Source organism: Streptomyces sp. NPDC021115 (assembly GCF_044333065.1).
Lineage (GTDB): Bacteria > Actinomycetota > Actinomycetes > Streptomycetales > Streptomycetaceae > Streptomyces.
In genome coordinates this window covers 156,712-168,815 of sequence record NZ_JBIRQF010000020.1, presented here as the reverse complement: position 1 = coordinate 168,815, position 12,104 = coordinate 156,712, and the positions used below count along the sequence as shown (strand labels likewise).

Sequence of the window (12,104 nt, the reverse complement as noted above, 5' to 3'; positions counted from 1 at the left end):
GCCTCGAACAACTCGACTGCCCGAACACGACGCGCCTCCGCCAACTGAGGCCGCGACAAAGGAGGAAGAGAGGAGCCGGCAACCGAAGGGGAAGGCTGATACGCCACCCCGACAGCCTCCCACCCATACGGCCACAACACCCACCGAACTTACGAAAAGATCAGTAGGTGTGCTGTCCGGGGAGGTTGGTGATGCGGCTGGCTGGGGTGTGGCCGCTGATTCCGGTGTGGGGTCGGTGGTAGTTGTACCAGTCCAGCCAGTCGGGAAACGCTGCCTGGCGTTCAGTCTCTTAGGCCCAGGCGTTGTCGGTGAGCACGCGCTCGACGGGCACGCCGCGTGTGGCGAACCAGGCGGCAGCTCGTCGCAGGAAGGCCGCGCAGGTGGCCGCTTTCTCATCGGGCAGGTTCTCGGTGTAGGCCAGTCGGGAGTGGTCATCCAGCGCGGTGTGCAGGAAGGCATAGCCGGTTCCGCCCCTGTTCTTGCGGCCGGCGGCCCGGCCCAGGGCTTTGTGACCGCCGCCGTCGGGGATGCGGCCGAGCTTCTTGACGTCGATGTGGACCAGCTCGCCCGGTCGGGAGCGTTCGTAGCGGCGGACGGGCTCACCGGTGGCTCGGTCACAGACGGCCAGGGGCGGCATGTGGTGGCGTTGGAGGATGCGGTGAGCGGTGGATGCGGCGACGCAGGCACGGGCCGCCAGCCGCAGCGGACCGATGTGGTGTTCACGACGCATCCGCAGCACCCGCTCTTCTACCGCGGGCGATGTCCGGCGTGGTGAGTGGTGGGGGCGGCTGGAGCGGTCGTGCAGGCCCGCTGCCCCGTGGCGGCGGTAGCGCCTGGCCCAGCGGGCGGCGGTGGTGTGGCTGACCTGGAACCGTTCAGCCGCCCGCCGCAGCGGCCATCCGTCGTCTACGACACACCGGGCCAGACGCAGCCTGCCGGTCGGGGTCAGCGGGGCGTTACGGTGGATCAACGAGGGCCTCCTGGGCGCCGGTGGTAGATGTCGCAATCCACACCGAAACCAGAGGCCCTCGCCTCGTTCAAGCACCCCTCACGGCGCGTCGCCCGTCACCAACGTGCCGGGACAGCACAACTTGGTGCCACGGCGTCGATCACTGGCTCTCCGGTCGGACTTCGGGGGCCGACCCGCTCGGCGATGAGCCGCCGGTAGTTCGGGCACTGGGTGACGTCCTCATACTCGCAGTTCAGGCCGCCCTCGATGAGCTCCAATGAGGCCGCGGCTGCCGCGATTCTCGACCGAAGCTCCTCGGCCGCGGGACGCAGGATCTCGTACCGGGTGGCGCGGTCGACGGTTGCGGACAGGCTCCTGATGGTGTTCAGGCCAAGGCCGGCCTCCTTCAAGATGAGGATCGTCGCCACGCGGGTGAGGTCGTCCGCACCGTAGCGGCGGCGCCCGCCGACGTCCCGTCCGGGGTGCAGCAGGCCCATCGCCTCCCAATGTCGCAGCACGTGCGTGGCCAGGCCGAACCGTGCCGCGAGGGCGCCGATGCTCAAGGTGCCGGCGCCTCCGTCTTCGCTTGACTTCATGCCGACATTAAGTCGCAGCATGACGTCCATGTCCAAGCATCAGGAAGCGGTGGAAGAGCACCGCGACACCGAAGCCCTGCTGGCCGTCCTCGACTCTGCGGACCAGATGCCGAGCGCCACTCGGCTGCGGGCCCGTTCCTACGAACTGCTGTCTCTCGTCCCGGGCTCGACCGTCGTGGACGTCGGCTGCGGCGCCGGGCGAGCCGTCGCCGAGCTGGCCGAACGCGGCGTCCACGCGGTGGGCGTGGATCCCAGCCAGTGGATGCTGGCGGCGGCCCGTGAGCGGTGGTCGGAGGCCGAGTTCCGGGAGGCGGGGGCGGAGGATCTGGCGTTCGCCGACGGAAGCGTGCGCGGCTACCGTGCCGACAAGGTCTTCCACGTACTTCAGGAGCCAGGGCGCGCGGTGGCGGAGGCACGACGGGTGCTCTGCCCGGGCGGCAGGATCGTCCTGGTCGGTCAGGACTGGGACGCCATCATGATCGACTCGGATGACTCGGCGCTCACCCGCACGATCGTGCACGCCCGCGCCGACCTCCTGGGCGCGCCCCGCGCCGGCCGCCAGTACCGCAGCCTGCTCCTGGCCGGAGGCTTCGACGATGTCACGGTCGAGGTGCACACCAGCGTGTTCACCGACCCCGCGATGCTGTCGCTGCTCGCGAGGCTCGCCGAGCCGGCCTGCGCCAGCGGCGCCGTCGGGCGTGACCAGGCGGATGAGTGGCTCGCCGAGCAGCGCCGACGCGCCGAGGCCGGCCGCTTCCTCATCGCCATTCCGTTTTTCGTGGCCTCCGCTTCCGCCTAAGTGCTGTCCGACCACCTGCATCCGAAGCCGTTCGAGAACTTCGTGGAACCAACGTCCTGAGACACCACACTTAGCTGACACTGCAAGCCACGTGGACGTCCATGTCAGCACATCTGTCGGACCTGGAAGGTCCAGATAACAGCCTGCTCGTCGGTCAAGAACTTCACTGGCATGGACCTGACGCTAACGACGCCGGCAGCCGTGCAAGCGATCTTCCGCCGAACCCCGGTGCAAGGCCGATCGGCTGTGCTAGAAGTCCCTGATCACCGGCTTGGCGTTAACCGCTGTTCCGTTGTGCCCGAGGCCGTCCAACGCGGGCGCGCGCGTGTCCGAGTCGAAAGCTGAACCGTTCACCTCCCGCCGGCGGACCGTGCGCCCGCAGGATCGCCCCTGATGAACTGGAGATCGTCCCGGAACGCGGGAAGGGCCCCAGGGCCGTCCGTGGGCGACTCCGGGGCCCTGTTGCCCGTGGCGCTCTCAGGCGCTCTCAGCGGCCTCCAGCACCACCGTGGGCCCCGTGGCGGCCACGCGTTCGTCGTGCTCGCGCAGCATTCGCATGACGGTCGGCGGGGAAGGGTGCTGCCCCTTCTTGGCGCCCTTGGTGATGACGAGCCGGGCGGCGATCTCGCGCAGGCTCAGTTCCTGGTCCCGCAGGTGCAGCGCCATGCCGAGCATGTCGTCGTCGGTGACGCTCGCGCCGCCGATCCCCTTCCCCCGCAGACGAGCCGACTCGTGCCCTCCAGCGTCCGGTCGCGGATGTACTCGCGCTCCATGCCCGACATCGCGGCGAGCACGGTGAAGACGACGCCGCCCGGGTCATGGCTGCCCTGGAGGTCGCCGGTGAGGAACTGCAGGCCGATGCCGCCCGCGCGCAGGGGCTGGGGGATGCGTCAGCCGGCGAGGTTCTCCTCGACCCACTGGCGGAGGTCAGTCACGGGGATCGCGTGGCGTGCGTTGTAGGTGTCGTCCTTCGCCCACGCGACGCCGCGGCCCTGCGCGAAGACCGCCCGGTACTTCCGCGTCATGTTGTCCGGGTCGGCGGCCAGCTCGTCGAGCAGCGACGGAACCGTCCACACCACACGGCGGAACGGACGCTCCAGCACGGTCTCGAGCGTCTCGGCCAGCTCGCCGTAGGTGATGGTGTCACCGGCGAGGTAGACGATCTCGTCGCGGATGCGAGGTTCGGCGAAGAGGATGTCCGCGGTCAGGACGCCGATGTCTTCGGGCGTCGTCACGGTGACCGCCGTCTCGAGACTTCCCAGCGCGTTGACGGTGTCGCCGGGCAGGTCCACCATGCCCGAGCCGGGCTCGAAGAGGTAGTTCATGAACATGCCGGTGGAGATGATGACCCACTCGGTCTGGTCCTGGGACCGGAGCAGGTCACGGACGTCCAGCTGGGAGTCGAAGATGTCCTGCGGGCTTCCTCGGCCGATGACGTCGAAGTCGACGCCGAACTGCCACGGGAAGTACCGCGGGACCCTCGCCTGGAGGGCGGCCTGGGCGACCTTCATGGGGGTCTCGAGGCCGGCGGTGATGCCCGTGCACCCGATGACCGTGTCGTAGTCGGCGAAGATGGAGGCGAGCTCGTCGACGGTGTTCTTCACGAGGTCCCCTTCGACAACCTTCACGCCCAGGTTCTTGATCTCAGCGACGTCGCGCTGCTTGTCGGGTGCCGTGGACGCGATGGCGCTGGCCCGCAGGAGCACGCTGACGGACGAGCCCTCCACGTCCTTCGCTCGTCGGACGACGTTGCGGATGACGGGCATGCCGAGCTCCCCGGCTCCGATGATGAGGATGTCCCGGGAGGTGGGGATCGAGCTGTCGCTGGTCATCTGAAGGTCCCTCTCGTGTTCGTCTTTCCCCAGTGTGTTCTGGTCGCTGGGGTCTCGAGAACCACCGTAAACTTTGACATCAGTGTCAAGGTCAAATCGTCGGCTGACGAGGAGGAGCGAGTGATGAAGATCAGTGAGGCCGCCAAAAAGGTAGGAGCCCCGGCTCGGATGCTCCGCTACTACGAGCAGCAGGGGCTCATCGAGTCGTCGCGGTCGACCAACGGTTACCGCGACTACTCCGAGGACCAGGTCGAGCATGCACGTCACGTCCGGGCGCTCGTCGAGGCTGGTCTGTCGACGAGGATGATCAAGATCGTGCTGGACATCGAGGCTCCCTCGACCCAGGACGCAGCAGGCGCGTGCACCCAGACCCTGGCAGAGGAGCTCGCTCACGAGCTGCGCGTCGTCGAGAACAGGATCGTGTGCCTGGAGAAGAGCCGAGACGCGGTGATCGACTACCTCCGGCGAACGGGCCACGCAGACCTGCTGACCCCAGCGTGACTCGCAACCCCCGGCATGGCGGTTGCGGGCGGTGGTCGCAAGGCGGGCCGCGGCGGAGAACAGTCGCAGGCGCATCTTCTTGGGCTCCCAGCGGCGGACTTCGCCGTCGAGGGCGAGCATCGGCAGCCATGCGAGCAGGTCCAGGGCGAGGGAGACGATCTCCAGCCAGACCTGGTTCTGGGCGGTGCCGTGCAGGGGGAGGTTGCGCAGTCCGGTGGTGCGGGCGGCACGGATGCGGTCCTCGGCGCGCGCCCTGCGGCGGTGGCGAAGTTCGAGGTCTACGAGCTGGCCGCCGGTGGTGTTCGTGGCGAAGACGGTGAAGCGGTGGCCGTCGATGTCGGTGATCCGCAGCTGGGCGCCGGGGTGCGGGCGCTCCTTGCGGACGATCAGCCGCAGGCCCTTGGGCCAGCCGGTGAAGTCGAGCATGCCGGTGATCTCGCAGACCCACGCGCCGTCGCGGACCCGCCGGTTGGCGTCGTAGGCGGGTGTCCACGCCTTCTTCGGTATGCGCTTGATCGCGGCGTGGACATCGTCGGTGATGGTCATCCCGACCGAGTAGGACAGCCACCACCCGCGCCGGGTGAGCCAGTTGAGGAATGCGCGGGTGCCGCCGACGGAATCGGTGCGGATCAGGGTCTGCCGTCCGCGTCGCAGGTGCTTGGGTAGCTGGGCGAGGGCGAGTTTCGTGGTGGTGATGTGGTCGGCGGCGGTGTTGGAGCTGGCTCTGCCCGGTCGCAGGAGCGCGGCGGCCGGCTCACCGGTGCCCTGGGCGCCGTGGTCGACGAACGCGACCAGCGGGTGGTGGCCGAAGGTCCGCTTCCAGGTGGGTGTGGCGTCCTGCTTCTCGGAGTGGGCCACCACCAGCACGCCGTCGATGTCCACGGTCACTCCCCCAGAGGGGGCACCCCCAGCCCGTCAGCATCCGGAGCGCGGTCCTGGGCGAGTGTCCACACCTGCCGTCGATCGGTGGTGCGGGCGCCGCGGATCGCCTCCAGTGCCTTCGGCCCTGCGGCGGCCAAGGCGTCGATGAGCCGGGAGACGGTCGGGTTGGAGGCGACAGGCCCGAAGACGCCGGGCCCGGCCCGCAGCATGCCGATGTCCGCCAGGCAGTTCCCGCCGAGAACGACCGCGAGGGCAAGGTCCAGCAGGACCTTGCCCGGATCGTGCACCGCCCGTGGTTTGCGCCACGGTGCGAGCGCCGCTGAAAGTGCCGCGTCCAGCCCGCTCTTGCGGGCTGTCTCGACCAGCAACACCCCGCCGGCCTGGGAGACCACCCCGCTGGAGTCACCCGATACCCGCACACGCGGGTATGACCCGCTACGATTCTTCACTTGAAAGGTGCCTCTTGCTCGGCGACGTACTGGACCCTCGACAAGTCCTATCGTCCCAGTTAAGAGGCCCTTTCTGTTCCCTGACCATCCGTTGGACAGTCAGCTCCGTGAAGCGCGAAGTCAGAGCTGAAGGGGACGACCTCCGGACCAACCGAACCATCGATCGATCGCTACGTGGACCGTCACGAGCGGGTGCTCTCTGGCAGGGTAGTCCTTGCCGAGAAAGTGCCTTGAGAGTCGATCGATGTCGGCGAGTCCCTCATCGGGCTTGATGGACACGACGTGTCCCTGGACGGATACATGCGTGCCGAAGTCGTCCGCTCCCAGCACAGTCAGCGACACGTGGCCGTTGTTCTGCAGGTGTTTCAGGCGGGCGCGGTCGGCGTTCATGCACAGCATGAGAAGTCCGTCATCTTCGATGAGGTACCAGGTCGCTACCGATACAGGGCGACCTTTCGCCGTGACCGTCGCCATGACGGCCGGGTTCGGCTTACGGAGAAAGGCCAGGGCGGCCTCTGGCAACGGAGCATCAGACATAGATCATCCTTCCATGACACGGGTCCCGGGACGCGGCACCCTCCGCCAGATCACATCGCAGACCAACCACACTGTGCCGTCACGCTGTTGTCACGCCGCTGCGCGTTCGACCGGCGTCCGACGCCTCAATTCCCGCTGGAGGACGGACGGTGGCTGGTAGGCCACGTCGAGTGTGCCCGTGTCCGTGCCGGGCGGCACGATGGCGTCGATCCGGTCCAGGACGTCGTCCGAGAGCGTGACCTCGGCGCCCGCGAGCAGATCGTCCAGATGTGCTATGGACCGCGGTCCGAGGAGGGCGGATGTGACGCCGGGGTGAGCGAGTACGAAGCCCATGGCCAGATGGGTCAGCGGCATGCCCGCCTCTTCGGCGAGCGGAATGAGCTGTTCGACGGCGTCGAGCCGCCGTTCGTCCTTGAGGTGCGAAAAGCTGTACTGCGAGGAGCGGTGCGTCTCGGCCTGCTGGCCCTTCCGGTAGCGCCCGGTCAGCAGCCCGCCGCCGAGCGGCGACCAGACCAGGGTGCCCATGCCGAATTCCTGCGCCACCGGGAGCACCTCGCGCTCGATGCCCCGGTCGAGGATCGAGTACACCGGTTGCTCGGTACGCGGCCGGGCGAGGCCGCGCCGCTCGGCGACCCAGTGGGCGCGGACGAGGTCGGAGGCCGGCATGGCCGAGGTGCCGAAGGTGCGGATCTTGCCGGCTCGCTGCAGGTCGGTGAGAGCCCCGAGCGTCTCCTCGATGTCGGTGTCGGGGTCCGGGCGGTGAATCTGGTAGATGTCCACATAGTCGGTGTCGAGGCGGCGCAGCGAGTCCTCCAGCGCGCGCACCAGCCAGCGCCGGGACGCGCCCTGGTGGTTCGGCTCGTCGCTCATCGGCTTGCGGGCCTTGGTCGCGAGCACGACGTCGGCCCGTCGGCCCTTCAGCGCCCGGCCGACGATCTCCTCCGACTCGCCGTGCGCGTACACGTCGGATGTGTCGATGAGGTTGATGCCGGCGTCCAGGGCCCGATGGATGATGCGGACGCAGTCGTCGTGGTCGGGGTTGCCGAGAGCACCGAACATCATGGCGCCGAGAGCGTAGGGGCTCACCTTGATCCCGGTCTTGCCCAGGCCGCGGTAACGCATGTTCTCTCCTGTAAAACCGTCTGCGAGGTGCTGTCACCACCCTGCCGGGGGGGGAAGCCGGACGATGAATACTTGAGAGTCCCGATTTTTTGAGCGAGAGTACGGGTATGGCCACCGATCGACTCTCCGAAGCACTTGATCTTGTCGAGGTCCGCGGTGTCCTCGCGGGCGGCATCGCGGCTCGCGGCGGATGGTGGAGCCGCGGACCGCTCTCCGACCCGGTCAAGTTCTTCGCGCTCGTCAGCGGTCGGGCCCGCCTGGCCACCGACGGGATCGACGAACCGGTCGACCTCGTGGCGGGTGACGTGGCGATCCTCACCGGGCGCTCTTGGGTCGCGTTCGAGGCCGGCGCGGAACCCCGCCAGGAGGTGCAGCCGGAATCCGACTTCTCCACCGACCGCTTCGCGTCCGCGGACCGCGACGCCGACGACATCGTGATCGGCGGCTGCGTCAGTCTGAACGCGGCCGGAAGCACGCTCCTCCTCGAATCACTGCCGCCACTGGCGCACATCAGGTCGGTCGGTGACGACGACCGGCTCCTCGCCGCCCTGCTGAGTCTGTTCGACGAGGCGACCGCGCAACGGCTCGGCTCGGCCTTCGCGGTCCGGCAGTACGGTCAGCTCTTCCTGCTGGAGCTGTTGCGGTCCTATGTCGACCAGTCCGCGCTGCCCTCCAGCTGGCTGCGGCTGCTCGTCGACGAGCCTCTGCGCCCCGCCCTCGACCTGCTGCACGGCCGCCCCGGGCGCCCCTGGGGGCTCGAGGAGTTGGCGCGGGCCGCCGCGATGTCCCGGACGACCTTCGCCGAGCGGTTCCGGAAGGCGGCCGGTGTGCCACCGCTGACCTACCTGGGACGGTGGCGCATGCTGCTCGCCCAGCGCGCGCTCCGGGACGGTGACGCCCGCGTCGCGGCGCTCGCCGAGGAGTTGGGCTACAGCTCGGAGAGCGCCTTCAGCACGGCGTTCAAACGCGTCGTCGGCGAGTCGCCGCTGCGCTACCGGGCCCGCGTGCGACAGGACGTCACCGAGCGCGTTCGGACCGAGACGCTATGACGCCTCGGTCCCGTTCGGCTTCCTGCGAGGCCTGGCCGATGCGCGCGTCCGCTGGTTGGCTGCGCGGGTGAGCACTGGCCGATGCCGGCACCGTGTGTGACCCGCTCCTGATGACCAGGCAGTGCCTGGAAGCCGTCCCGCACCTGGCGCTCGCGGTGGCCTTGGCGTCCCCTGGCCTGCACTGATCAACTGGCCAGGTAGGCCCCGAAGTCCTAGTCGTGACGGTTCGTCGGTTTGCCCGGCGAGCCGTTTCGGCTGACCGCCCCCTCACCGTCGCACCGGACGCGGGCACGTGGACACAACCAACTACGCTCGCTCACCTGGAGAGTGCTTCTTTCCTTGCAGCTGACAGGACCCTCGACAAGTCCCATCGTTGCAGGTCAGTGGCACTCTCCACTTACTTGATCAAGTCTTGGACGCGCTCACTTATGAAAGCCCGAGGTTAGCGTTAACCGCTGTTCCGTTGTGCCCCAAGGCCGGGACAGCCCGTCGACCCGGTACTCCAGGACCTCGGGCATGAACCGGCGCCCCTGGCAGGTCTCGCAGACCGTTTCCTGATCCTCCATGAACGCCAGGTCGGTGGAGACGATCCCGAGGCCCTTGCACTCGGGGCAGGCGCCCTCGGAGTTGGCGCTGAACAGGCGGGCTGGGACCTGGTTGTGGCGTGCGAAGCCCTTACGGATGGGAGTCGCGATCCCGGTGTAGGTGATTCCGTGGCCTCCGCACGGCTGGCACCGCCACGGCGGCGGCGCTGTCACAGCGTCGGCCCATCAAGGACGACCCGCGGACGCCGCGGGGACACATCACCGTGGCCGACGCCACGCGCAACAACCTCAAGAACGTGACCGTGGACATTCCGACGGGCTGCCCTGGTAGACGAGCGTTCCGCCGTGTGCGCCCGCGAGGGGCCCGACCTCGATGATCTGGTCGGCGATGGCCATGACGGCGGGGTCGTGCTCGACCACGAGGACGCTGTTGCCCTTGTCGCGGAGCTGCTTGAGCAGCTGGGTCATGGAGGAGATGTCGTGGGGGTGCAGTCCGACGGTGGGTTCGTCGAATACGTAGAGCATCTCGGTGAGGCTGCTGCCCAGGTGCTTGACGGTCTTGATCCGCTGGGACTCGCCACCCGAGAGCGTCGTGGTGGCGCGGCCGAGGTGGAGGTAGCCGAGTCCGATGGTGACCATCGCCTGGAGTCGTTCCGTCAGCGCGGCCACCACCGGTGCCACGGTTGCGTCGGTCACGCCCGTCACCAGCTCCGCGAGCTCATCGACCTCCATCCGCGCCATGCCGCCGATGGTGTGGTCGAGTACGGTGGCCGCCCGGCTCGCCTTGTTGAGACGGTCCCCGCAGCAGTCCGGGCACACCTCGGAACGGGTGAACTTGGCGAGGGCTTCCTTCTTGCGGTCGTTCATGTCGTCGGAGGTGCGCAGGTAGATGCGCTCGAACCGCTCGACGACGCCCTGGTAGCCCTTGGGAAGCCGGTCCGCCGGCGACCCGGCGGACCCGATGCCGTACAGCAGCGCGTCCCGCTCGGTCCGGCTCCACTGGCGCAGCGGCTTGTCGACGTCGAAGACGCCGATGTCGGCGAAGTTCGTGTACCAGTAACCGCCGACGGCGAACCCGGGCAGCAGGACGGCACCCTCGCGCAGCGACCTGTCCAGGTCGATGAAACGGTCGACGGCGCTGGCCACGACCTCGCCGATGCCCGAGCAGGTGGGGCACATGCCGGCCGGGTCGTTGAAGGAGGAGTGGCTGGACACGCCGACGTGCGGTGTGCTCACCCGGGAGAACAACAGCCGGAGGTAGGTCCAGGTGTCCGTGATCGTGCCGACCGTGGAGCGGGCGTTCCCGCCCAGACGCCGCTGGTCGATCACCACCACCGGGGAGAGCCCCTCGATCTCGCCGACCTCGGGGCGGGTCCACTTCGGCAGCCGGTTGCGGACGTAGGGCGGGAACGTCTCGTGCAGCTGGTAGCCCGCCTCCGCTGCGATCGTGTCGAACACCAGCGACGATTTGCCCGAGCCCGACACGCCGACGAAGACCACGACTTGTGAGCGGGGCACGTCCACGTCGAGGTCTTGCAGGTTGTGGGTACGGGCTCGCCTGATCCGGATCCGTCGGTCGGACATATTCAGGACCGTATCGTGAGATGTGGACGGAAAGTGGCCGCGACTGTCTGCGACGACGCGGTCATGGCCGACGTCATGCAACGCATCCTCGCTCTGCTGGTCGTGCTGCAAGCGGGCAAGGCGTTCACGGGTGAGGAGCTGGCGGCCCGGCTGAAGGTCCCCCCGCGCACCCTGCGGCGCGACATCAGCCGGCTCCGCGGCTACGGATACCCGGTCGAGACGCAGCCGGGCCCGGGCGGCTACTACCGGCTCACGGCCGGGCGGACCATGCCCCCGCTGCTGCTCGACGACGACGAGGCCATCGCGACCCTCCTGGGCCTGGCCGCCCTCGGCGCGACCGGCAGCGCGCGCGAGGGCAGCGTCGACGACGCGGCGATCCGCGCCTACGGCAAGGTCGATCAGTACCTGCCCAAGCGGCTGCGCCCCCGCGTGGCCGCGCTGCGCACCAGCCTGGAGACGACGCCGACGCCGACGCCGACGCCAACGCCGAGCATCAGCGCGGAGACGATGAGCACGCTCGCCGAAGCGATCGCGCACGAGCGCATCGTGACGTTCCACTACGTCGGCGCGAACGGGACGGCCACCTCACGCAGGGTCGAGCCCTATCGCCAGATCCACCTGCTCCTGAGGTGGTACCTGCTGGGATGGGACACCGACAAGGAGGACTGGCGCGTGTTCCGCATCGACCGCGTCAGTGAACTCCGGGCGCAGAGCCGGACGTTCGCTCCGCGCGCGTTGCCCGCGGGGACCGGCGTCGACTACCTCCGCCAGGGCATCAACAGGAACCGGCAGCGTGTGGTGGTGACGATCGAGGCCCCGATGACGGAGGTGGCGGACGCGTTCGCACATGAGGACGTCGACCTCACGGCGACCGCCGAAGACGGGACCCGCGCCGTCCTCATGCTCGACTCCTGGCAGTGGCTCCTGCCGCGTCTCGCCTTCCTCGACGCCGACTTAGGAGCCCGTGGAGTTCCGCGAGGTGTTGCGGCGGTTCGGCGCCCGCCTCGGCCGTCAGTGACCGGCCCGCCGTCCCGGCGGCGCGCGACATCACGAGCCCGACCAGATGAAATGAAGATGCGAGCACCTGACACTGGCCCACACGAGACGAGGTCTCATGGCGTGCCTGCGGGGAAAGATCACGGATCCGGCGAGTCGTAGGACGAGCAGCCCGTAGACGTAGACGGCGGAGGTGTCCCGGCCCACAACACTGGCGGCGAGCGCGCGACGCATACCGTTCGCGGCCGCGACCAGATCCTCCA

General features: G+C 68.6%; 10 protein-coding genes and 2 pseudogenes. 4 read left to right on the top strand and 8 right to left on the bottom strand.

Features of this window, described 5'->3' with window-relative positions; all coding sequences use genetic code 11:
- Nucleotides 1-160 precede the first annotated feature (160 nt).
- A pseudogene (locus ACH4TL_RS38220) lies at nucleotides 161-970 on the bottom strand (helix-turn-helix domain-containing protein).
- A 95-nt stretch (nucleotides 971-1,065) separates the two neighbouring features.
- A complete protein-coding gene (locus ACH4TL_RS38215) occupies nucleotides 1,066-1,566 on the bottom strand; it encodes a MerR family transcriptional regulator (protein ID WP_398327763.1) in 501 nt (166 codons plus the stop codon).
- Between the two features lie 7 nt (nucleotides 1,567-1,573).
- On the opposite strand from ACH4TL_RS38215, the gene ACH4TL_RS38210 reads away from it, so the two are divergent.
- Nucleotides 1,574-2,344 (top strand): methyltransferase domain-containing protein, encoded by a 771-nt coding sequence (locus ACH4TL_RS38210; protein ID WP_398327742.1) that lies wholly within the window; start codon nucleotides 1,574-1,576, stop codon nucleotides 2,342-2,344.
- A 477-nt stretch (nucleotides 2,345-2,821) separates the two neighbouring features.
- Here ACH4TL_RS38210 and ACH4TL_RS38205 read toward each other — a convergent pair whose 3' ends face one another.
- On the bottom strand, nucleotides 2,822-3,019 hold the full coding sequence (locus tag ACH4TL_RS38205; protein ID WP_398327739.1) for a hypothetical protein: 198 nt from the start codon (nucleotides 3,017-3,019) through the stop codon (nucleotides 2,822-2,824).
- Between the two features lie 215 nt (nucleotides 3,020-3,234).
- Nucleotides 3,235-4,176 (bottom strand): aromatic alcohol reductase, encoded by a 942-nt coding sequence (locus ACH4TL_RS38200; protein ID WP_398327761.1) that lies wholly within the window; start codon nucleotides 4,174-4,176, stop codon nucleotides 3,235-3,237.
- Nucleotides 4,177-4,299: 123 nt separating this feature from the next.
- Between ACH4TL_RS38200 and ACH4TL_RS38195 the strand changes: the two genes are divergently transcribed.
- The gene (locus ACH4TL_RS38195; protein ID WP_398327757.1) at nucleotides 4,300-4,677 is read left to right on the top strand and encodes a MerR family transcriptional regulator; all 378 of its coding nucleotides are present in this window, start codon (nucleotides 4,300-4,302) and stop codon (nucleotides 4,675-4,677) included.
- Nucleotides 4,678-4,701: 24 nt separating this feature from the next.
- Here ACH4TL_RS38195 and ACH4TL_RS38190 read toward each other — a convergent pair.
- The 3 genes and pseudogenes from ACH4TL_RS38190 to ACH4TL_RS38180 all read right to left on the bottom strand — a co-directional run.
- Nucleotides 4,702-6,008: pseudogene (locus ACH4TL_RS38190) on the bottom strand (IS1380 family transposase); the annotation flags it as partial.
- A gap of 120 nt (nucleotides 6,009-6,128) precedes the next feature.
- The gene (locus tag ACH4TL_RS38185; protein ID WP_199845591.1) at nucleotides 6,129-6,545 is read right to left on the bottom strand and encodes a pyridoxamine 5'-phosphate oxidase family protein; all 417 of its coding nucleotides are present in this window, start codon (nucleotides 6,543-6,545) and stop codon (nucleotides 6,129-6,131) included.
- A 90-nt stretch (nucleotides 6,546-6,635) separates the two neighbouring features.
- The gene (locus tag ACH4TL_RS38180; protein ID WP_398327734.1) at nucleotides 6,636-7,667 is read right to left on the bottom strand and encodes an aldo/keto reductase; all 1,032 of its coding nucleotides are present in this window, start codon (nucleotides 7,665-7,667) and stop codon (nucleotides 6,636-6,638) included.
- A 107-nt stretch (nucleotides 7,668-7,774) separates the two neighbouring features.
- Between ACH4TL_RS38180 and ACH4TL_RS38175 the strand changes: the two genes are divergently transcribed.
- Entirely contained in the window at nucleotides 7,775-8,716 is a 942-nt protein-coding gene (locus tag ACH4TL_RS38175) for an AraC family transcriptional regulator (RefSeq protein ID WP_398327731.1), read from the top strand.
- Nucleotides 8,717-9,549: 833 nt separating this feature from the next.
- Here the strand turns inward: ACH4TL_RS38175 and ACH4TL_RS38170 are convergent.
- Nucleotides 9,550-10,845, bottom strand: a complete 1,296-nt coding sequence (locus ACH4TL_RS38170) for a hypothetical protein (RefSeq protein WP_398327728.1) — start codon at nucleotides 10,843-10,845, stop codon at nucleotides 9,550-9,552.
- Nucleotides 10,846-10,878: 33 nt separating this feature from the next.
- Here ACH4TL_RS38170 and ACH4TL_RS38165 point away from each other — a divergent pair, with 33 nt between their 5' ends.
- Nucleotides 10,879-12,003 (top strand): helix-turn-helix transcriptional regulator, encoded by a 1,125-nt coding sequence (locus tag ACH4TL_RS38165; RefSeq protein WP_398327725.1) that lies wholly within the window; start codon nucleotides 10,879-10,881, stop codon nucleotides 12,001-12,003.
- The last annotated feature ends 101 nt before the right edge of the window (nucleotides 12,004-12,104 follow it).

Coding starts and splice junctions, on each gene's coding strand:
- ACH4TL_RS38215 (WP_398327763.1), bottom strand. CDS start 1,566: ATGCTGCGACTTAATGTCGGCATGAAGTCAAGCGAAGACGGAGGCGCC.
- ACH4TL_RS38175 (WP_398327731.1), top strand. CDS start 7,775: ATGGCCACCGATCGACTCTCCGAAGCACTTGATCTTGTCGAGGTCCGC.
- ACH4TL_RS38205 (WP_398327739.1), bottom strand. CDS start 3,019: ATGCTCGGCATGGCGCTGCACCTGCGGGACCAGGAACTGAGCCTGCGC.
- ACH4TL_RS38195 (WP_398327757.1), top strand. CDS start 4,300: ATGAAGATCAGTGAGGCCGCCAAAAAGGTAGGAGCCCCGGCTCGGATG.
- ACH4TL_RS38210 (WP_398327742.1), top strand. CDS start 1,574: ATGTCCAAGCATCAGGAAGCGGTGGAAGAGCACCGCGACACCGAAGCC.
- ACH4TL_RS38170 (WP_398327728.1), bottom strand. CDS start 10,845: ATGTCCGACCGACGGATCCGGATCAGGCGAGCCCGTACCCACAACCTG.
- ACH4TL_RS38185 (WP_199845591.1), bottom strand. CDS start 6,545: ATGTCTGATGCTCCGTTGCCAGAGGCCGCCCTGGCCTTTCTCCGTAAG.
- ACH4TL_RS38200 (WP_398327761.1), bottom strand. CDS start 4,176: ATGACCAGCGACAGCTCGATCCCCACCTCCCGGGACATCCTCATCATC.
- ACH4TL_RS38180 (WP_398327734.1), bottom strand. CDS start 7,667: ATGCGTTACCGCGGCCTGGGCAAGACCGGGATCAAGGTGAGCCCCTAC.